Source organism: Neorhizobium sp. JUb45 (genome assembly GCF_004343585.1).
Taxonomy (GTDB): domain Bacteria; phylum Pseudomonadota; class Alphaproteobacteria; order Rhizobiales; family Rhizobiaceae; genus Neorhizobium.
The window spans coordinates 267,935-286,489 of sequence record NZ_SLYW01000001.1 but is presented as its reverse complement, the minus strand read 5'-3'; the positions used below and the strand labels follow the sequence as shown (position 1 = coordinate 286,489).

Genomic DNA, 18,555 nt, shown 5'->3' with positions numbered 1-18,555 from the left:
GGCCTGGCGGAAATGTGATTAGATCCTCGGGTCAAGCCCGAGGATGACGGATGCGGAGAGGTTTCGTCCATACGGCGCCAGAATGCACCCAGTAAACCTAACGAACACAGCCCTAAAGGCGAACACGATGACCGACACAAAGACCGAAACCGCCCTCTCCTCCGACGCCACCGAAGTGCGCGCCCAGAAGCTTGCCAAGCTGCGCGAAACCATCGGCGACGTGTATCCGGCGCATTTCCACCGCACCATCACCAACGCGGAACTGGCGGAAAAATACAAGGATCTCGAGTCCGACGTCGAAACCACCGATGTCGTCACCGTTGCCGGCCGCGTCTATTCCTCGCGCAATTCCGGCATGTTCATGGATATCCATGACGCCGGCGGCAAGATCCAGATCTTCTCCCACAAGGATGTCACCCCGGAAGAAGCCCGCAACATGCTGGCGATGATCGACCTCGGCGACATTATCGGCGTCACCGGCATCGTGCGCCGCACCAAGCGTGGCGAGTTGTCGATCAGCGCCCGCGAAATCACCATGCTGACCAAGTCGCTTCTCCCCATGCCGGAAAAGTGGAACGGCATTGCCGATGTCGAAATCCGCTATCGCAAGCGCCACCTCGACATCATGAGCAACGACGAATCCAAGCTGCGTTTCCAGCAGCGTTCGAAGATCGTTTCCGGCATCCGTCGCTTCATGGAAGAAGACGGCTTCATGGAAGTCGAAACACCGATGCTGCATTCCGTCTATGGCGGTGCCACGGCTGACCCATTCAAGACCCACCACAACACGCTGAAGCAGGACATGTACCTGCGCATCGCGCCGGAACTGTTCCTGAAGCGCACGCTGGTTTCGGGCCTCACCGACAAGGTGTTCGAGGTCAACCGCAATTTTCGTAACGAAGGCGTCTCCACCCGGCACAATCCTGAATTCACCATGATGGAATGCTACTGGGCCTATGCCGATTACGAGGACATCATGGACCTCGTGGAGCGCATGTTCGCCGAACTGGCGGTCAAGATCCACGGCTCGACCGAGTTCATGTACGGCGACAAGGAAATGTCCTTCAAGGGCCCGTTCAAACGCGTGCCCATGCCAGACGCCGTCAAGGAAGTTACCGGCATCGATTTCCTCGCCATGAAGACCGACGAGGAAGCCCGCGCTGCCGCCAAGGCCGCCGGTTTCGAAATCGAAAAGGACTGGACCTGGGGCGAATGCCTAGCTTTCATCTTCGAGGAGAAGGTCGAGGGCACGCTCATCCAGCCGAGCCACGTCACCCATTTCCCGAAGGACATTTCGCCCTTCGCCAAGGAAGTGCCGGGCGAACCGCGCCTCGTCGAGCGTTTCGAGACCTATTGCAACGCCTGGGAACTGGGCAATGCCTTCTCCGAACTGAACGACCCTGAAGAACAGCGCAAGCGCATGGTCGAACAGCTGGAACAGGCCCATGCCCGCGGCGAAAAGGACAAGCAGCTGGACGACGAGTTTCTGGACGCGATCGACCAGGGCATGCCGCCGGCCGGTGGCCTCGGCATCGGCGTCGACCGTCTGACCATGCTCCTGACAAACGCCCCGTCGATCCGCGACGTCATCCTCTTCCCGGCCCGCAAGGCCAAGGCAGACTGATTTTCGTAAAGGCGCGCATCCAATGGGGCGCGCCGATCAGCCGTTTGTTTATAAAGCACCGCTTTCGATGGGGGACGTCATCCTCGGCCTTAAGCCGAGGATCTAAGCACGTCAATGATATCGGGCAGTTGCAGATCCTCGGGACGAGCCCGAGGATGACGGCGGAGACGTTTTCACCTCAACAGCAATAAGAGGATTGCCGATATCCGGCGATGTCTTCAATGACCGGCCGGAGCAGGTTCCGTCACCGGCGTATGATCGCCCGACGCCGCCGTCGTGCTACCGTCGATAGCAGGCGCTTCGTCCTTTTTGTCACCAAAGAACATGCCGGTAATGGAGCTAAGAAAACCCTTGTCCTGCGGCGTCGAGGCGACCACTTCGCCACCATCAGGTGTGCCATGCCCTTCGGCAACCGGTGCATCATGGCCTTCTGCCGGCGCGGCATCGTGGCCTTCGGCGGCAGGCGTTTCGCCATGTCCACCACCGTGGTCGCCAGCTTCCGCCTTGCCATGCCCGGCATCAGGGCTCTTGCCGTGAGCGGACGGTGCACCGCCATGCCCACCATCGGCGCCGGCAACGACCGGTTCGATACAATCGGCAAAATCGCTCAGGCTTGCCGCCATGCCATCGATATCTTCGTAAGGCAGATCGACACGCATGCCGTAATACTGGCCCGTACCATCCGCGCTGCCATCGAGATAGAAGGCCGCCAGCGGATGGTTCATCACGCCGTCCGGCACTTTCGAAGGATCGGGCGTATAAATGACCTGCGCCCCGATGGCGCGGCCGCGCATGGCGGCCCGGTCGGTCGGGCCCGCCTTGTCGAGAATGGCGATCTGCACCAGATCGGCCTTTTCCGCCTTCTGCACCGCCTTGGCGACACGCACGGCGGTGCGCACCCGCGCCATACCGTCACCGGTATCGGCAACAACGTATTTGCGCACCCAGTATTGATGATCGCGTTTGATCTTCACCGTCTGCACGGTGGAACAGGTAAGGCCGTTTAGGTTTGCAATGGAAGCGCCCAGATAGCCGGCATGGCTGGCGTAAAGCGCAGCCGCGCCGCTGCCACCGCCGAGCACGACGATGCCACCGAGGATCAGGGCAAGCTTGCGCGAGAGCCGGATCTTGATGCCTTTCACGTACCAAGCCCCGGCATGGTTTACCCCAATTACTCACTACACGTCTGGAATACAGGCCCGATACTCACTCATTCCTATTGAGGAAACTTTAATTCTCTAATGTTTTCCACGCGAAATTGCGGTCAATATTGGTTGCATCCGTATCAGAATGATCCAGATGCCCGCATTTCCCCCACCATGCCCACCGGCCGTTCTCACCATCTCAGTTCACAGCCGAACACTTTGCCATCCGCGGCCGCCACCCAGGCAGGATAGGATATCACTTTCTTATTGCGAATAATTCGCAATAGCATTGACAGTCATAAAATCTGCGCTAGTCTCTAATGCAAATGACTTGCAACAGCAGAAACGGTTTCCATGTCCCTTTTTAGAATTGCATGCCTCGTTACCGGTCTTTTCGCCCTGCCGCTGGCGGCCCACGCACAGGAAAAGCCGAAGGTCGTCACCACCTTCACCATCATTGCCGATATGGCGAAAAACGTTGCCGGTGATGCCGCCACCGTCGAAAGCATCACCAAGCCGGGTGCCGAGATCCACAATTACCAGCCGACGCCGCGCGATCTGTTGCGCGCCCGCGATGCCGATCTGGTGCTGCGCAACGGTCTCAATCTCGAACTCTGGTTCGAACGTTTCCTCAAAAACATCGGCGACGTGCCGAGCGTGACGGTCTCTGACGGCGTCGAGCCGATGTCGATCGCCGGTGGCGCCTATCAGGGCAAACCCAACCCGCATTCGTGGATGTCGCCGGACAATGCGCTGATCTACGTCGAAAACATCCGCAAGGGTCTGGCGCAGGTCGATCCGGCCCACGCCGACGTCTATGCCGCCAACGCAAAGGCCTATTCGGACAAGATAAGGGCAATGAGCCAGCCGATCCGCGATGAACTGGCAAAACTGCCGGAAAACCACCGCTGGCTGGTGACGAGTGAAGGCGCATTCTCCTATCTCGCCCGCGATTTCGGCCTCAAGGAACTGTATCTCTGGCCGGTCAATGCCGACAGCCAGGGCACGCCGCAGCAGGTGCGCGCCGTTATCGACGCCATGCGCGAACACGATGTAAAAGTGATCTTTTCGGAAAGCACCGTCTCCGACAAGCCGGCCAGGCAGGTGGCATCCGAAACCGGCGCGACTTATGGCGGCGTGCTTTACGTCGACTCGCTGAGTGAAACCGACGGCCCGGTACCGACCTATCTCGACCTGCTGCGCGTCACCTCCGAGACAATCGCAAAGGGTCTTGCACAATGATGATGGGCAAGGCCAAACCACCGGTGGACGGCATCCGCCTCGACAATGTCAGCGTCGCTTATCGCAACGGCCACACGGCGCTGAAACATGCCAGTTTCGAAGTGCCAAAGGGCACGATCACCGCCCTTGTCGGCGTCAACGGCGCCGGCAAATCCACCCTCTTCAAGGCCATCATGGGCTTTGTTTCCGTCAATGAGGGCACGGTCGAGATCCTCGGCATGTCGGCCCGCGAGGCATTGAAAAAGAACCTCGTCGCCTATGTGCCGCAGTCGGAAGAAGTCGATTGGGATTTCCCCGTCCTCGTCGAGGACGTGGTGATGATGGGCCGTTACGGCCACATGAATTTCCTGCGCATTCCTTCCCGCCGGGACCACGAGATGGTCACCGACGCCCTGAAGCGGGTGAACATGGAGGAATACCGCAAGCGCCAGATCGGCGAGCTTTCCGGCGGCCAGCGCAAGCGTGTGTTTCTCGCCCGCGCGCTGGCGCAGGAAGGTCAGGTGATCCTGCTCGACGAACCGTTTACCGGCGTCGATGTGACCACCGAAGAGCAGATCATCACGCTTCTGAAGGCATTGCGTGACGAAGGCCGCGTCATGCTGGTCTCCACCCACAATCTCGGCAGTGTGCCGGATTTCTGTGACCGTACCGTCTTCGTCAAGGGCACCGTTCTCGCCTATGGCAAGACGGAGGACACGTTCAACGAAGCCAATCTCGAAAAGGCCTTTGGCGGCGTTTTGCGCCACTTCATTCTCGGCGGCCGCGACCTGCATGACGATGAAGATCCACGCCATGTAAAGGTCTTTACCGACGACGAGCGTCCTTACGTGACCTATGGGAACGGCAAGGAAAAGAAGCAGACGGAGGCCGATAATGCTCCAGACGCTTCTTGAGCCCTTCACCTACGGCTACATGCTCAACGCCATCTGGGTGTCGGCTCTGGTCGGCGGCGTCTGCGGTTTCCTTTCCGCCTATCTGATGCTGAAAGGCTGGTCGCTGATCGGCGATGCGCTCTCGCACTCCATCGTTCCGGGCGTTGCCGGCGCCTATATGCTCGGCCTGCCCTTCGCCATCGGCGCATTTTTATCCGGCGGCCTTGCGGCACTCGCCATGCTTTTCCTCAACCAGCGCACCCGGCTCAAGGAAGACGCGATCATCGGCCTGATCTTCACCTCCTTTTTCGGGCTTGGCCTGTTCATGGTGTCGCTGTCGCCCACCTCGGTCGATATCCAGACCATCGTGCTCGGCAATGTTCTCGCCATCTCTCCCGGCGATACGCTGCAACTGGTCATCATCGGCACTGTCAGCCTCATTCTGCTGACGTTGAAATGGAAAGACCTGATGGTCACCTTTTTCGATGAAAACCACGCCCGCACAATCGGCCTCAAACCCGATGCGCTGAAGGTGATGTTTTTTGCGCTGCTGGCCGCCTCCACCGTCGCCGCCATGCAGACGGTCGGCGCGTTCCTCGTCGTTGCCATGGTCGTGACACCCGGCGCCACCGCCTATCTGCTCACCGACCGTTTTCAGCGCGTCATCCTGATGGCGCTTGCCATCGGTGCCGGCACCAGCTTTCTCGGCGCCTACCTGTCTTATTTCCTCGACGGCGCCACCGGCGGCATCATCGTCGTCGCCCAGACGGTGATTTTCCTGATCGCCTTCGTGTTTGCCCCCAAACACGGCATGCTCGCCGCGCGCCGCCGCCTCAAGGCCTCGCTGGAGGCAGCACAATGAGCGACATGATCGACCTCCTGATCTTCCCCTTTCAGATCGATTTCATGCGCACGGCCTTTGCGGTGACGCTGATGATCGCGCTGCCGATGGCGATCCTTTCCTGTTTTCTGGTGCTGAAAGGCTGGTCGCTGATGGGCGATGCGGTCAGCCACGCCGTACTGCCGGGCGTCGTCATCGCCTATATTCTGGCGATCCCGTTTTCGATCGGCGCATTCGTGGCCGGCATGATCTGTGCGCTGGCGACGGGATTCCTGAAGGAAAACAGCCGTATCAAGGAAGATACCGTGCTCGGCATAGTGTTTTCCGGCATGTTCGGGCTGGGTCTGGTGCTTTACGTCAAGGTGCAGGCCGATGTGCATCTCGATCATATCCTGTTCGGCGACATGCTCGGCATCCTGCCCTCCGACCTGATCGAAACCACCCTGATCGCCATCGCCTCGACGATCTTTCTGCTGATCTTCCGCAAGGATCTGCTCGTCCACGCCTTCGATGAACAGCACGCGAAAGCCATCGGCCTGCCGACCCGACTGCTGCACTACGGCCTGCTCGCCGTCCTGTCGCTGACGGTGGTTGGAGCATTGAAAGCGATCGGCATCATCCTCTCGGTCGCGCTTCTGGTCGCCCCCGGTGCCATCGCCTTCCTTTTGACCCGCCGTTTTACCACGATGATGATCACCGCAGTTGCGGTGGCGCTCGGCTGCTCGCTCGGCGGCATTTATCTGGCTTTCTTCCTCGACAGCGCCCCTGCCCCGACCATCGTGCTGCTGATGACGGCGATGTTCATTCTGGCGTTTATCAAAACGGTGGTTTCGGCGAAGAGAGTGTCTGCCGCTTGAACGCAGAAAGGCCCGCCAATGGCGGGCCTTTCGCAAGGCAGTTTTGTTCATTTTCGTCATCCTTGGGCTTGTCCTAAGGATCTAATCACATTGCCAAACAGCAACTGTATCAGATGCTCGGGACAGGCCCGAGCATGACGAAGGACGGATGTTTTAAGCAGCAGCCAGCTGCAGTTCCTTCTTGACCAGATCGCGCAGCGCGACGAGGTCCTTGGCGAACAGGCGAATACCGTCCGACAGCTTTTCCGTTGCCATCTGGTCTTCGTTGAGCATCCAGCGGAACGTCTTTTCGTCCATCTTGATCGGGGCGACAGCCTCGAACTTTTCAGGAGACAGCTTGCGCTCCAGCGTGCCTTCGGCCTTGTCCAGCTCGTCGAGCAGGTTCGGCGCAATCGTCAGGCGGTCGCAACCGGCCAGCGCTTCGATTTCGCCGACATTGCGGAACGAGGCGCCCATGACGATCGTCGAAATGCCGTTGGCCTTGTAATAGTTGTAGATTGAGCGAACCGAAACGACGCCCGGATCGGTTTCCGACGTGTAATCCTGGCCGGTCGCCTTCTTGTGCCAGTCGAGAATACGGCCGACGAAGGGCGAGATCAGGAATGCCTTGGCATCGGCGCAGGCGACTGCCTGGGCGTGGGAGAACAGAAGAGTCAGGTTGCAGTCGATGCCTTCGGCCTGCAGCTTTTCGGCAGCCTTGATGCCTTCCCAGGTGGAGGCCAGCTTGATGAGGATGCGCTCGCGCTCGATGCCGCGCGCCTTGTAGGCGGCGATGATCTCATGCGCCTTCTTGATCGAAGCGTCGGTGTCGAAAGAGAGGTCGGCATCGACTTCGGTCGACACGCGACCCGGAACGATGGCGGCAAGTGCTGCACCGACATCGATGGCCAGACGGTCAGCCACGGCTGCGGCAACGGCATCAGCATCGCCACCCTGGGTGCGGCCCCAGGCGACGGCTTCCTTCACCTTGTCGGCGAAGATGGAGGTGTTGATCGCCTTCAGGACGATCGACGGGTTGGTGGTGCAATCCACCGGCTTCAGGCGGGCAACGGCTTCGATGTCACCGGTATCGGCGACAACGGTGGTCATGGCGCGCAGCTGCTCTAGTTTCGATGTCATCCGGAAAATCCTCGCTTTTAAAACCCAACGCCCGACAGGCGTTTCTGATCCCTCGACAGTTACATGGATAACAGCCGGGACAGGATAAGAAGTCAAGACATTTGTCTTCTTGAATTGACATATGTTCCATCCATGACGATATCATGGCGTCGACAAGAGATAGTGCGCCTGCGGGCGAATGCGAGGATGCCTTGGTCAAACTCAGACGCGACACCCACACCGCCGCCTCAGATTCGGGATCGCAGCGGCTGCGCGCCGCCTGGCTCTATTACAATCAGGGACTTACCCAGAAGGACGTGGCAGAACGGCTCGGCATCAGCCGCTCAACCGTCATCCGCATGCTCGATGAGGCGATGAAACGTTCGGAAGTGCAGATCTGGATCAGCGAGGGCGTCGATAGCTGTCTCGAGCTGGCGACCCGGCTGGAACGCGCTTACGGGCTGGATGAGGCGGTCCTCGTGCCGGCTCCCAAAGACGACAGCGCCGAAGCCTTGGCCAGCGCCGTCGGCCTCGCGCTCGGGCAGTTCCTGTCGGAAGTCGTGCAGAACGATATGACGATCGGCGTCGGCTGGGGCCGCACCATGACGGCTTCGCTTTCGAGCTTTCGCCCGCCGCGCCGGGAAGGTTGCAAGGTCGTGTCGCTGCTCGGCGGCATCGTCGCGGTGCAGAAGACCAATCCGATCGATTTCACCTGGCGGTTTGCCGGCCAGCTGGGTGCGGAATGTTTCATGTTTCTGGCGCCGCTTCTGGTCGACAGCGTCGCCACCAAACGCGCGTTGATCGAAAAATGCGGCCTCGATGCCGTCTACAACCTCGCCGAAAACCTCGATCTCGCCGTGGTCAGTTGCGGCGATATCGGCCCGCATTCCACCTCGCTGTCGGAAGGTTTCATTTCGAAAGCCGAACTCGATCGGCTGATCTCCGCCGGCTGCGTCTGCGATACGATGTTCAATTTTTTGGATGCGGACGGAAAATCGGTCGATGCCAAGCTCAACGAGCGGGTGATGTCGGTCGATCTCGACACACTGAAAAAGGCAAAGCACGTCGTGCTCTCTTCCGGCGGCGCCCACCGCGCCACCGCCATCCGCGCCACCATCCGGCGGGTCGGCTGCAACACGCTGATCACGGATGAGGCAGCGGCAGTGGAATTGTTGCGGCTGGCGGAAAGCGGCTAGATTTCGTCAGGCCACAACCGGGCACCATGCTGCACGAACAGCACTTCAACTCGGTCATCCTTGATGCGGTAGGCGACTATATAGGGCGTTCCGGCCAGCACGAGTTCGCGCGTGCCTGATATTTCACCCACCCTGCCGATCAGAGGATTTTCGGAGAGAAGAGCTGCCGTTTTTGAATGAATGTCGCGAACGATACTCGCAGCAGCGCGCGGGTTTCTTTCCGCGATATAGTCGCCGATCGCCTCCAGTTCACACAGATAACGTTGCGACCAATATATCCGCACGGCTAGGCCGACGTATCGTATTTACCGAGAACATTCGCAATCTCGGCATCGGAGGCGAATTTGCCCTCGTCTGCATCCTGAATGCCGGCCTGCACGCCGGCCGCCCATTTTTCCTGCCATGCCAGTGAACGACCGTTCGACAGCGCGTCATCAACAATCTGGGCCGGCGTCAAACGGGTTCGCTCGGCCAGCCGATCGATCCGCCGTGACATATCCTCGGAAAGTTCAACACTGCTCTTCATGGCGCGATTTTGGCACACTCCCGAAAACCGGCAAAGAGAAATCGTGTCCGGCTTGAGCCACGGCCACGCCTCACCCATCGATCCCGTAATGCCGTTCCAGCTGATGCCAGCTTTCATCCATCGCGTAAGCCGCCGAAATCAACGGAATGCCCACATGGCCGAACAGGATGGACAATTGCCGTTCCGCCTGGTGTTCCGGCAATCCGGCAACCTGATTGCTGTAGATGACGGATACCAGTCCGGTTCGATCCGCACCCGACAGGCAGTGGATGAGGATCGGTTTAGGGGCATCCTTGAGCAAGGCCACCAGCCTGTCGGCTTCCGGGCCCGTCAATTGCTTGCGGGCCGACATGCGAAAATCGATATGGCGAATATCGAGCTTGCGGGCAGTGGCGACCTCATCCGTATACCAGGCCTGGCTATCGTTCTCGCCACGCAGATTGACGATGGTACGGATGCCATATTGCTGCGCATACCGCTCGATCTGGTCGGGCGTCGGCTGCGCCGAACGATAGAGTTCGCCGGAAATCACAGTGTGGAAATTGCCGCTGAGATGCAGCAGGCCGATGTAACCACCAGCGAAAAGTATCAGCGCCAGAAACCCGGCAACAAAATACCGGACAGACACCCGCCGCCACCCCGTTTTCAAGACCATCCGCTACACTCCTTCCGATACGCGGCAGGCTCATGCCCGCCATTGGAAATCGGATTAGGGAAGCAAGCTGACAGCATGCTGAAGGCGCAACATGGTCACCGGACAGGCCATCGGAATGTTACCGCCAGATGAAACCAAAAATAAATCGGCGAACAATACTTCAACCGGAAATAAATCCGAATTTAATTCACGCGAAATTCAGGGAATTCCAGGTTTATATCAAGTCGTCGAACTGTCTGATCCAGACAGGTGTTCGGCCCATTGTCCCCTCGGGAGGAAAACCACTTGATCAGGAAAATTTCAATTCTCGCTGCGCCCATGCTGGCGGCCAGCGCAGCCACCGTTAGCGCACAGACGACCGGCGACTGGGTCCTCGGCAACTACAAGGGCGCCGGCTACTGGTTTCCCGGCATCATCGACAAGATCGCCGGCGGCAAGGTGACGATCCGTTATGACGATGGCGACAAGGAAACCGTCGCGCTGGCCGATGTGCGTCCCTACAACTGGGCGATCGGCACCAAAGTCGAATGCAATTTCAAGGGCCAGGGTGACTGGTACCGCGGCACCATTTCCTCGCTTGCCGGCGAAAAGATCGGCATCGCCTATGACGATGGCGACAAGGAAGTGACGAAGACCGGCCGCTGCCGCTCGAAGTAAACCGTCTTGCTAAACCTCGACCCGAAAGCCGCATTCGGTTTTCGGGTCGACGCGCTTTACAGCGGGTGGATGCCAAACGCCCGGTCAGGCCAGCCGGAATTCAGCCTTTCTGGAATTCGACGCCGATGGCATTAATGCGGCGCCAGCGAACCTCGCAATCGAAATTGCGGCCATCGGAAAAAAGCAGGTTGAACTGTTGTGGAACAGCCAGCGCATTTTCGACCTTGATCTGCGCACCACCCTCGGACAATTCCTTGATGATACAATCATAAGACGAGTGGCCGTCGTTGAATAAGATCTTGGCGCCGAGAAACGCCCTCGATCGGGGAAACTTGCGCTCCTGCACCGGCTTGATCTCCATTGCTGCTGGAGACCCTGTAGACCTGCGAGCAACTATCGGAAAACCCCGGAAAAGCCCCCGTAACTTCTTGCAATATATGCGTAATTACTCATTTTACGACATAGAGCTTTCCCGCGCGCCTGGGGTTCCGGGCTTACGCCTGCCCCGCCTCCCAGCCGAGAATGGCGCGTTTACGGGTCAGACCCCAGTGGTAACCGGTCAGCGCACCGCTTTTGCCGACCGCCCGGTGGCAGGGCACGACAAAGGAGATCGGATTGGCGCCAACCGCCGCCCCCACCGCCCGGCTCGCGGTTGGCTGGCCGATATCGCAGGCGACATGCGAATAGGTGACCGCCTTGCCGAACGGGATTTTCAACAGACTGCGCCAGACCTTCACCTGAAAATCGGTGCCGATCAGCACCACCTGCAACGGACGATCGTTGGACCATTGCGCACGATCAAAGATGCGGGCGATATAATCCACCGTCGCGTCGGCGTCCTCGACATAAGCGGCATTCGGCCAGCGCCTTGTCATGTCGTCGAGACAGGCCTGCTGATCCTCGAAACCGTCAGCGAAGGCGAGACCGGCCAGACCACGATCGGTCGCCATCACCAGCGCCCGGCCGAAGGGCGAGGGATGGAAACCATAGCGGATCGTCAGCCCGCCGCCCTTTGCCTTCCATTCGCCCGGCGACATCGCCTCGTGGGTGACAAACAGATCATGCAGGCGGCCGGGGCCGGAGAGGCCAAGCTCATAGGAGGTTTCCAGCAGCGGCAACTGTTCCGCACCAAGTAACCGCTTGGCATGATCCAGCGTCACCGCCTGCAGAAACGCCTTCGGAGAAAGTCCGGCCCAACGGGTAAACACTTTCTGCAACTGCGTCGGCGACTGTCCGAGTTCGGCTGCGATGGTTTCGAGCGACGGCTGCGCACGATAATCCAGCGTGATCAACTCGATCACCCGGCGCACGATATCGTAATCCATGCCCTCGGGTGTCACATCGACCGGCTGACTGGAAATGTTGGCAAGAGCGTTCATCTCGTCTCTCCTTTGCCCGGAAGATGGCCGTGAACGAGCCTGCGCACCACCCGTTTCTTGCGATATGTTTTGGTTACCCGCTAAATTCGCCGTTTCACCGTAGCAAGAGCAGCCTTGAAGGCCTTGGCAAAACTTTCCCGGTCATCCGGGTTGAGAAGCGAGCCGACATCGGTGCGCCGGCCCTCACCCGACACATACATGGCGGTGATACCGAATTCCTCGTGACGGTTCACACCAAAGCGCGCCCAGAACGGATTGAACCGATGCTCGACTGCCCGCCCCGCCGGCGAGATTTTTTTGATCGACAGATTGCTGCGCGTCACCGTCACTTCTTCACGTGCACGGCCCGAGCGATAATTCAGCCGGAAGGCACCATAGAGCAACAGAAAATCCAGCCCGAAAAACAGTCCCACCGGCCAGGCACCGCTCACCATAAAAAACAGGCCATAGAACAGGCAAACCGCGCCCGACACGCACAGCAGCACGCGAAAACCCTTTCGTCCGAGCGAGCGATGGGCAGTCAGTTCAGCGGCAAAAACCGGCGTGTCGTCCCGATGATCAGGGTCGGCATCCACGTTGCTTTTCTCCGGGTCGAATGGCAGTAAAAGGCATGGCCATTCCCAAGCATAAATCCAGCGCGCAAACCTTGCAAACGTCAAATCCGACGCCGCCCAGCCGCCGCAAGAAGGTGCTGCCCCGTTCCGCCTATTCGAAAGAGGAGCGCGTGGAAATCTTTCGCCGTTTCTCCATCCAGCGGCCGGAGCCGATAGGCGAATTGGAACATGTGAACCCGTTCACGCTGGTCGTGGCGGTGGCGCTGTCGGCGCAGGCGACGGATGCCGGGGTGAACAAGGCGACGCGCGAACTGTTCAGAATTGCCGACACGCCGGAAAAGATGCTGGCCTTGGGCGAAGACGGCGTGATCGCCCATATCAAGACGATCGGGCTTTTTCGCAACAAGGCCAAAAACGTCATCGCGCTCTGTCGCATGCTCATTGAGCAGTTCGGCAGTGAAGTACCAAAGACCCGCGAGGAACTGGTGATGCTGCCCGGCGTCGGCCGCAAGACGGCGAATGTGGTGATGTCCATGGCCTTTGGCGTGCCGACCATGGCGGTGGACACGCATGTGTTCCGTATCGCCAACCGCATCAAACTGGCGCCCGGCAACACGCCGGACGACGTCGAAGACAATCTGATGCGGGTGATACCGGAACAGTATCTTTATCACGCGCATCACTGGCTGATCCTGCACGGTCGTTACACCTGCAAGGCCCGCCGCGCCGAATGCGAACGCTGCGTGATTGCCGACCTTTGCAAGTTTCCGGGAAAAAGCAACGACATCCCCGCGCCATTGGTGGAACTGCCGCCGCAGGTGATCGGCGGCGCCATTGCCGAGGCTCTGAGCGAGAGCTGAGTTACCCCACGAAACCGGGATCACGCTTCGACAGCGCCTTGTGCAGATGCACCATCAGGCCGGCCGCAAACAGCGGCGTCAGCAGGTTGACGAAGGGGATGGCCAGGAAACCGGCAATCAGCATGCCGGCGAGGAATACGGTTGAGGAATGTTTGGCGCGAAACGCCTTGGCCTCAGCCACCGGTCGAAAACGCATGGCAGCGAATTCAAAAAATTCGCGACCGAGCAGGTAACCGTTGACGAGGAAAAACGCGATCAGGTTGACGCCGGGAATGAACAGCATCAGCAGCGCGATGATGTTGCCGACGATAACGACGCCGAGAAACTGGATCGAGCCGATGATCGCCTGACCGAGCGGCAGTTCCTTGCCCGGCGCGTCGGTCGGATAATCCCGCTTTTCGATCACCTCTGCCACATCATCTAGAAACAGGCCGGCGATCAGCGCGGTGACCGGCGCGATCAACAGGGCCAGCGCAAGCGCAAGCCCGACACCGAACAGGATGCCGGCAATCAAGGCCAGAAAGCCGCCGAATTCCGGCATGGAGGGCAGGAAAGCCGCGAACCACGGCCACACATATGTCAGCAGGACTTCGCGCAGCCCGAACCACAGGCCGGCCAGAATGAGCAGCGTCAGCCCCAGCATTTTCAGAAAGACGGATCTGCTTTCCGGGGCGAAAAGGTTGGTCAGCGAGCGGCGTGCGGCGTCGAGGATCATCGGCGTCTCCTTGGTTCCGCGCAGATGTAGGATGCCACGCGAAATGCAGCAAGACGCCCGATACTGTTAATCCCGACGATCAACACGCGGCACGACGACATCCAGCGCATCACGCGGAAAATTGGCGGCAAGATGATCGATGAATTTGCGCACGGCCGGTGGCAGGCCCCGCCGGGTCGTGAACACAACATGCACGATGCCCCGGCGGCCGCGCCATGCCGGCAGCACGCGCACCAGCGTGCCGGCATCCAGTGCCTGTCGGCAGCTATGGTCCGGCAGCAAGGCCACCCCCAGCCCGCCGATGGCAGCGGCGCGCACGGCCGCAAAATCGGCGCAGCCGATGCGGGGCTGATGGTGCAGCACATGCTCGCGGCCGTCATCCGTCTCCAGTTGCCAATCCACTTCGCTGGCGTCATCGCTGCTGGAGAGTGTCGGAACCGACGCGAGCTGTTCGACACTGCCGATGCGGCTGGCCAGCTGCGGGCTGGCCACCAGAATGCGCACGGATACCCCAAGCGAACGCATGGTCAGCGACGCGTCACTGTCGAGTGAGATGCGCACGCGCAGCGCCACGTCTATACGTTCCTCGATCAGGTCCACCGGCCTGTCGATCGCCACGAGCTGCAACTGCACCTTGGGATGGCGGTCGAGAAAACCGGGGATCAGCCCGGAAATCGGCTCGACCATGCCGGTCGGGCAACTGAACCGCACAAGGCCATGCGGCTCGGATTGCGCCTCGGCCACCAGCGCCTGCGCCAATTCCGCCTCGGCCAGCATCGCCTTGCAGCGCAGGTAAAACACCTGGCCTACATCCGTGACGCGGAAACGACGGCTGGAACGCTCGATCAGTCGCACGCCGAGCCGTGTCTCCAGCCCGGCGATCCGACGGCTGAGTTTCGATTTCGGCTCGTGCAGCGCCCGCCCGGCCGCGGCAAAACCACCATGCGTCACCACTTCCGCGAAATAGACGAGATCATTGAGATCGACACGCATCATCGTTCCTCCAATGGAACGCTGAGTAGCACATTTGCGCACTTTCGCCATCATCGTTCCGGGCGCATCTCTATGGGGCGGACGTTGAGCCGCCAACACAAGGAGAAAGACAATGGCAAAAAGATTTGAGAACAAGGTCGTCATCGTGACCGGCGGCACCAGCGGCATCGGACTTGCCACCGCAAAAGCCTTTGCCGATGAAGGCGCGTCCGTCTTCATCACCGGTCGCCGCAAGGAAACGCTCGATGGAGCCGTAAAGACGATCGGCGGCCGCGTCACCGGCGTGCAGGGCGACATGAGCAAACTTGCCGACATCGACCGCCTTTACGATGCCGTCCAGCAGAACCACAGCCAGATCGACGTGGTCTTCGCCAATGCCGGCGGCGGCGAGTTCGCAGCGCTCGGCTCGATCACCGAAGAGCATTACCAGAGCACGTTCGATACCAATGTCAAAGGCGTGCTCTTCACCGTACAAAAGGCACTGCCGCTGCTGCGTGACGGCGGCTCGATCGTGCTGACCTCCTCGACCACCAGCATCTCCGGCACGCCGAACTTCAGCGTCTATTCCGCCACCAAGGCCGCCATCCGCAGTTTCGCCCGCAACTGGATCCTTGACCTCAAGGACCGGCATATCCGCGTCAACGCCGTCAGCCCCGGCGTCACCGATACGGCCGGTCTCAACGAACTTTTCGGTGGCGGCGAGCAGGCGAGCGGAACCAAGGATTACCTTGCCGGCCTCATCCCAGCCGGCCGTGTCGGCCAGCCGGAAGAGATCGCCAAGGCCGTCTTGTTCCTCGCCTCCGATGATGCGAGCTTCGTCAATGGCGTCGAACTGTTTGTCGACGGCGGTCAGGCACAGATCTGAGATCGGGCCTGACAGGGATAATGCACTGCTTTTCAAAACAGGAGATCAGTCATGCCAATTGACATCATCGCTTTGCTCACCCGCAATCTTCACGAAGTGTTCGGCGAGGGCGATGACGCCCGTCGCCGGGCGGTGGTCGAGGAGATTTTTACCGAGGATGCCGCGTTCCACGAACCGAGCGGCGTTCATCGCGGTCGCGACGACATCGCCAAAATCGCCGGGGTGATCCGGTCCTTTCATCCCGATTTCGTCTATACCGTCACACGTCCGCCCGAACAGCTGAATGACACGGCAGGACGCATCCAGTGGGTCTCAGGCCCGCCGGGAAAACCAGCCGCCTATGCCGGAACGGATATCGGGGTTGTCCGCGATGGACGGATTGCCGCCATCTATCTGTTTTTCGACCGTGCGCCACCGGAAGCAGGCTGATCCTGCCGAGGTCGGTTGAGCATCAAAGCTGCGCTTCGATCGCCACCTTGTCGAGCATGGAACGAACATCGGCGATGCGACCATCCTCGAAACGATAGAACACGTTTTCCGCAAACCGGATGCGGCGGCCGTTCACGTCGAGACCCAGAAAACTTGCCTTCGGTGAACAATCGAAGGCAAGCCGGCTGGCGACATGCGGCGGTTCGCAGACCAGAAGATCGATGTTGAAGCGCAAATCGGGAATCTGCTCGAAATCGTTGATCAGCATGGCGCGATATCCGGCAAGCCCGAGAAACCGCCCATTATGATGGGCGTTTTCACCGACAAAATCACCCAGATTGTCCCAGTCCTGCCGGTTCAGGCAGTCGATGTAAGCGCGATAGATGTCGGCGAGTTCATCAGGCGTCATCGTCGAGCCTGCGCAATTCTTCGCGATGCCGGACCATGGCAAGAAACCGCTTGTAATCGCGGCCATAGGCCTTGGTTCGCTCAGGATCGGCGGCATGTTCCGCCCAGCCCTGATCCATGGCACCGGCCGCCGCATGCAGGTTTTCATGCAAGCCGCCGGCCACTGCCGCCGCCATTGCCGTGCCCAGCAGAACGGCATCTTTCGTATTTGGCACAACCACCTTGCGGCCGGTCACATCTGCGTAGAGTTCCAAGAGAAGCGGGTTCTGCACATGGCCGCCGGTAATGTGCAGCGTCTCGAATCGATAACCGTATTGCGCCAGCGCCTCGAGGATGTGGCGGATGCCGAGCGCGATGGCCACGCAGGTGCGCCAGTAGACGCGGCAGAGGCCGTCGAAGGACGTATCGAGCGTCAGCCCGGAAATGACGCCTGTCGCACGCGGATCGGCCAGCGGCGAGCGATTGCCATGGAAATCCGGCAGGATATTGAGATCGGGCGCGAGATCGCTGCCCTCCTCTGCCCTGAGTTCGCCGATCCGCGAAACGATGCGGGCATGCAAGTCGAGCGTCGGTTCGCCGCCCGCCGCATGCATGCGCACGATATGATCGAGCAACGCGCCGGTGGCCGATTGCCCGCCTTCCACCAGCCAGTGGCCCGGCAGAAGCGCATCGTAATACGGCCCCCACAGGCTCTGACCCGGCTTGGACTGGCCGTTGAGAGCAACGATGCAGCTGGATGTGCCGGCGATCAGCGCCACGCTCTGTTCCAGCGCCCCGACATCTTTAGCGTTTTCATCCGCCGCCTTGCCGAGTGCACCAAGAGCGCCGGCATAGGCATCGATCATGCCGGATGTGACCACGCATTTGGTGTCGAGACCGAGGTCGGCGGCAGCGGCTTTGGTCAGATGCCCGATGACGCCACCGACCGGCACGGTTTCCTCCGGCAGGCTGGCCCGCTCCAGCAGGTCCTCAAGACCCGCTACGCCTAAAAAATCCGCCTGCCAACCGGGCTTTTCATGGGAAAGATAGTTCCACTTGGCGGTCAGCGTGCAGCGCGAACGCGCTGCCGAGCCGGTCGCCTTCCATGTGAGAAAATCGGCGAGATCGAAGATGAAGCCCGTCTTCGCCCAGGTATCCTGATGATGCCGCTTCAGCCACATCAGTTTTGGCATCTGCATTTCAGGCGACAGCGTTTCGCCGGAATATTTCAGTACAGGGTGGCCGGAGGCATTGAGGATTTCGGCTTCACCGATGGCGCGGTGATCGAGCCAGACGATGGTGTCGAACCGGTTTTCGCCACGCGGCGAAACCGGCAACGGCTTGCCTTTTTTATCGCGCACGACCAGCGAACAGGTCGCATCGAAACCCAGTGCCGCCACCTGTTTTGCAGCAATACCTGCTTCAGTCAAAGCAGCACGCACGGCGCCGCAACAGGCAGACCAGATGTTTTCTGAATCGTGTTCGGCGTGGTTTTCGCGTGGCCGGATCATTTCGATCGGCTGTTTGGCGCGCGCCAAAAGGTGCCCGGCGCGATCGAAAACCGCAGCCCGCGCGCTCGTGGTGCCGACATCCACCGCGACGATATGATCACGCATACGGATTGGTTTCCTGCCCCTTATGCCCCCGCCGAACCTTTACC

General features: G+C 59.8%; 22 protein-coding genes. 10 read left to right on the top strand and 12 right to left on the bottom strand.

Going from position 1 to position 18,555, the window contains the following annotated elements; genetic code table 11:
- Window positions 1–127 precede the first annotated feature (127 nt).
- Complete coding sequence (lysS, locus tag EDF70_RS01260) at window positions 128–1,624, top strand: lysine--tRNA ligase (RefSeq protein ID WP_132271441.1); 1,497 nt, start codon at window positions 128–130, stop codon at window positions 1,622–1,624.
- Window positions 1,625–1,842: 218 nt separating this feature from the next.
- Here lysS and EDF70_RS01255 read toward each other — a convergent pair whose 3' ends face one another.
- Entirely contained in the window at window positions 1,843–2,766 is a 924-nt protein-coding gene (locus EDF70_RS01255; protein WP_132271440.1) for a hypothetical protein, read from the bottom strand.
- Between the two features lie 357 nt (window positions 2,767–3,123).
- Here EDF70_RS01255 and EDF70_RS01250 point away from each other — a divergent pair, with 357 nt between their 5' ends.
- From EDF70_RS01250 to EDF70_RS01235, 4 genes are read left to right on the top strand one after another with little or no spacing between them, the layout of a single operon-like run.
- Entirely contained in the window at window positions 3,124–4,011 is an 888-nt protein-coding gene (locus tag EDF70_RS01250; protein WP_132271439.1) for a metal ABC transporter substrate-binding protein, read from the top strand.
- A gap of 2 nt (window positions 4,012–4,013) precedes the next feature.
- Window positions 4,014–4,904 (top strand): manganese/iron ABC transporter ATP-binding protein, encoded by an 891-nt coding sequence (locus tag EDF70_RS01245; RefSeq protein ID WP_132272522.1) that lies wholly within the window; start codon window positions 4,014–4,016, stop codon window positions 4,902–4,904.
- A complete protein-coding gene (locus EDF70_RS01240; RefSeq protein WP_132271438.1) occupies window positions 4,885–5,745 on the top strand; it encodes a metal ABC transporter permease in 861 nt (286 codons plus the stop codon). Before EDF70_RS01245 ends, EDF70_RS01240 begins: the two co-directional genes overlap by 20 nt.
- Complete coding sequence (locus tag EDF70_RS01235; RefSeq protein ID WP_132271437.1) at window positions 5,742–6,581, top strand: metal ABC transporter permease; 840 nt, start codon at window positions 5,742–5,744, stop codon at window positions 6,579–6,581. Before EDF70_RS01240 ends, EDF70_RS01235 begins: the two co-directional genes overlap by 4 nt.
- Before the next feature lie 153 nt (window positions 6,582–6,734).
- Here the strand turns inward: EDF70_RS01235 and tal are convergent, their stop codons facing one another.
- On the bottom strand, window positions 6,735–7,700 hold the full coding sequence (gene tal / locus EDF70_RS01230) for a transaldolase (protein ID WP_132271436.1): 966 nt from the start codon (window positions 7,698–7,700) through the stop codon (window positions 6,735–6,737).
- 191 nt (window positions 7,701–7,891) lie between these two features.
- Between tal and EDF70_RS01225 the strand changes: the two genes are divergently transcribed.
- The gene (locus tag EDF70_RS01225) at window positions 7,892–8,875 is read left to right on the top strand and encodes a sugar-binding transcriptional regulator (protein WP_132272521.1); all 984 of its coding nucleotides are present in this window, start codon (window positions 7,892–7,894) and stop codon (window positions 8,873–8,875) included.
- On the opposite strand, the gene EDF70_RS01220 is transcribed toward EDF70_RS01225, so the two are convergent.
- The 3 genes from EDF70_RS01220 to EDF70_RS01210 all read right to left on the bottom strand — a co-directional run bounded on the left by EDF70_RS01220 (window position 8,872) and on the right by EDF70_RS01210 (window position 10,056).
- The gene (locus tag EDF70_RS01220) at window positions 8,872–9,159 is read right to left on the bottom strand and encodes a type II toxin-antitoxin system RelE/ParE family toxin (protein WP_132271435.1); all 288 of its coding nucleotides are present in this window, start codon (window positions 9,157–9,159) and stop codon (window positions 8,872–8,874) included. The genes EDF70_RS01225 and EDF70_RS01220 overlap by 4 nt on opposite strands.
- A 2-nt stretch (window positions 9,160–9,161) precedes the next feature.
- On the bottom strand, window positions 9,162–9,401 hold the full coding sequence (locus EDF70_RS01215) for a transcriptional regulator (protein WP_132271434.1): 240 nt from the start codon (window positions 9,399–9,401) through the stop codon (window positions 9,162–9,164).
- A gap of 70 nt (window positions 9,402–9,471) precedes the next feature.
- Entirely contained in the window at window positions 9,472–10,056 is a 585-nt protein-coding gene (locus EDF70_RS01210) for a dual specificity protein phosphatase family protein (protein ID WP_132271433.1), read from the bottom strand.
- 285 nt (window positions 10,057–10,341) lie between these two features.
- On the opposite strand from EDF70_RS01210, the gene EDF70_RS01205 reads away from it, so the two are divergent.
- Window positions 10,342–10,713, top strand: coding sequence for a tudor domain-containing protein (locus EDF70_RS01205; protein WP_245518990.1), 372 nt, complete (start codon window positions 10,342–10,344; stop codon window positions 10,711–10,713).
- Between the two features lie 100 nt (window positions 10,714–10,813).
- Here the strand turns inward: EDF70_RS01205 and EDF70_RS01200 are convergent, their stop codons facing one another.
- The 3 genes from EDF70_RS01200 to EDF70_RS01190 all read right to left on the bottom strand — a co-directional run bounded on the left by EDF70_RS01200 (window position 10,814) and on the right by EDF70_RS01190 (window position 12,667).
- Complete coding sequence (locus EDF70_RS01200; RefSeq protein WP_132271432.1) at window positions 10,814–11,074, bottom strand: PilZ domain-containing protein; 261 nt, start codon at window positions 11,072–11,074, stop codon at window positions 10,814–10,816.
- A 133-nt stretch (window positions 11,075–11,207) separates the two neighbouring features.
- Window positions 11,208–12,092: a bifunctional helix-turn-helix domain-containing protein/methylated-DNA--[protein]-cysteine S-methyltransferase gene (locus EDF70_RS01195; RefSeq protein WP_132271431.1), complete on the bottom strand. Its 885-nt coding sequence runs from the start codon at window positions 12,090–12,092 to the stop codon at window positions 11,208–11,210.
- Window positions 12,093–12,172: 80 nt separating this feature from the next.
- Window positions 12,173–12,667, bottom strand: coding sequence for a DUF2244 domain-containing protein (locus EDF70_RS01190; protein ID WP_132271430.1), 495 nt, complete (start codon window positions 12,665–12,667; stop codon window positions 12,173–12,175).
- 35 nt (window positions 12,668–12,702) lie between these two features.
- Between EDF70_RS01190 and nth the strand changes: the two genes are divergently transcribed.
- Complete coding sequence (nth, locus tag EDF70_RS01185; protein WP_132271429.1) at window positions 12,703–13,506, top strand: endonuclease III; 804 nt, start codon at window positions 12,703–12,705, stop codon at window positions 13,504–13,506.
- A 1-nt stretch (window position 13,507) separates the two neighbouring features.
- On the opposite strand, the gene EDF70_RS01180 is transcribed toward nth, so the two are convergent.
- Complete coding sequence (locus EDF70_RS01180) at window positions 13,508–14,221, bottom strand: sulfate transporter family protein (RefSeq protein WP_132271428.1); 714 nt, start codon at window positions 14,219–14,221, stop codon at window positions 13,508–13,510.
- A gap of 66 nt (window positions 14,222–14,287) precedes the next feature.
- The gene (locus EDF70_RS01175; RefSeq protein ID WP_207908209.1) at window positions 14,288–15,217 is read right to left on the bottom strand and encodes a LysR substrate-binding domain-containing protein; all 930 of its coding nucleotides are present in this window, start codon (window positions 15,215–15,217) and stop codon (window positions 14,288–14,290) included.
- Window positions 15,218–15,326: 109 nt separating this feature from the next.
- Between EDF70_RS01175 and EDF70_RS01170 the strand changes: the two genes are divergently transcribed.
- A complete protein-coding gene (locus EDF70_RS01170) occupies window positions 15,327–16,079 on the top strand; it encodes a glucose 1-dehydrogenase (RefSeq protein ID WP_132271427.1) in 753 nt (250 codons plus the stop codon).
- A gap of 51 nt (window positions 16,080–16,130) precedes the next feature.
- A complete protein-coding gene (locus EDF70_RS01165; protein WP_132271426.1) occupies window positions 16,131–16,508 on the top strand; it encodes a nuclear transport factor 2 family protein in 378 nt (125 codons plus the stop codon).
- 22 nt (window positions 16,509–16,530) lie between these two features.
- Here the strand turns inward: EDF70_RS01165 and EDF70_RS01160 are convergent, their stop codons facing one another.
- Together EDF70_RS01160 and EDF70_RS01155 are read right to left on the bottom strand one after the other, a co-directional pair.
- Entirely contained in the window at window positions 16,531–16,917 is a 387-nt protein-coding gene (locus EDF70_RS01160) for an ester cyclase (RefSeq protein WP_132271425.1), read from the bottom strand.
- Window positions 16,907–18,511 carry an FGGY-family carbohydrate kinase gene (locus tag EDF70_RS01155; protein ID WP_132271424.1) on the bottom strand — a complete coding sequence of 535 codons (1,605 nt, stop codon included), beginning with the start codon at window positions 18,509–18,511 and terminating at the stop codon, window positions 16,907–16,909. The genes EDF70_RS01160 and EDF70_RS01155 overlap by 11 nt, the downstream gene beginning before the upstream one ends.
- Window positions 18,512–18,555 lie beyond the last annotated feature (44 nt).

What these genes read in the sequence shown, in the direction of transcription:
- EDF70_RS01240 (WP_132271438.1), top strand. Translation starts at nt 4,885, where the DNA reads ATGCTCCAGACGCTTCTTGAGCCCTTCACCTACGGCTACATGCTCAAC.
- EDF70_RS01235 (WP_132271437.1), top strand. Translation starts at nt 5,742, where the DNA reads ATGAGCGACATGATCGACCTCCTGATCTTCCCCTTTCAGATCGATTTC.
- EDF70_RS01160 (WP_132271425.1), bottom strand. Translation starts at nt 16,917, where the DNA reads ATGACGCCTGATGAACTCGCCGACATCTATCGCGCTTACATCGACTGC.
- EDF70_RS01175 (WP_207908209.1), bottom strand. Translation starts at nt 15,217, where the DNA reads ATGATGCGTGTCGATCTCAATGATCTCGTCTATTTCGCGGAAGTGGTG.
- EDF70_RS01200 (WP_132271432.1), bottom strand. Translation starts at nt 11,074, where the DNA reads ATGGAGATCAAGCCGGTGCAGGAGCGCAAGTTTCCCCGATCGAGGGCG.
- EDF70_RS01210 (WP_132271433.1), bottom strand. Translation starts at nt 10,056, where the DNA reads ATGGTCTTGAAAACGGGGTGGCGGCGGGTGTCTGTCCGGTATTTTGTT.
- EDF70_RS01250 (WP_132271439.1), top strand. Translation starts at nt 3,124, where the DNA reads ATGTCCCTTTTTAGAATTGCATGCCTCGTTACCGGTCTTTTCGCCCTG.
- EDF70_RS01165 (WP_132271426.1), top strand. Translation starts at nt 16,131, where the DNA reads ATGCCAATTGACATCATCGCTTTGCTCACCCGCAATCTTCACGAAGTG.
- EDF70_RS01195 (WP_132271431.1), bottom strand. Translation starts at nt 12,092, where the DNA reads ATGAACGCTCTTGCCAACATTTCCAGTCAGCCGGTCGATGTGACACCC.
- EDF70_RS01180 (WP_132271428.1), bottom strand. Translation starts at nt 14,221, where the DNA reads ATGATCCTCGACGCCGCACGCCGCTCGCTGACCAACCTTTTCGCCCCG.
- lysS (WP_132271441.1), top strand. Translation starts at nt 128, where the DNA reads ATGACCGACACAAAGACCGAAACCGCCCTCTCCTCCGACGCCACCGAA.
- EDF70_RS01170 (WP_132271427.1), top strand. Translation starts at nt 15,327, where the DNA reads ATGGCAAAAAGATTTGAGAACAAGGTCGTCATCGTGACCGGCGGCACC.
- EDF70_RS01155 (WP_132271424.1), bottom strand. Translation starts at nt 18,511, where the DNA reads ATGCGTGATCATATCGTCGCGGTGGATGTCGGCACCACGAGCGCGCGG.
- EDF70_RS01245 (WP_132272522.1), top strand. Translation starts at nt 4,014, where the DNA reads ATGGGCAAGGCCAAACCACCGGTGGACGGCATCCGCCTCGACAATGTC.
- nth (WP_132271429.1), top strand. Translation starts at nt 12,703, where the DNA reads ATGGCCATTCCCAAGCATAAATCCAGCGCGCAAACCTTGCAAACGTCA.
- tal (WP_132271436.1), bottom strand. Translation starts at nt 7,700, where the DNA reads ATGACATCGAAACTAGAGCAGCTGCGCGCCATGACCACCGTTGTCGCC.
- EDF70_RS01215 (WP_132271434.1), bottom strand. Translation starts at nt 9,401, where the DNA reads ATGAAGAGCAGTGTTGAACTTTCCGAGGATATGTCACGGCGGATCGAT.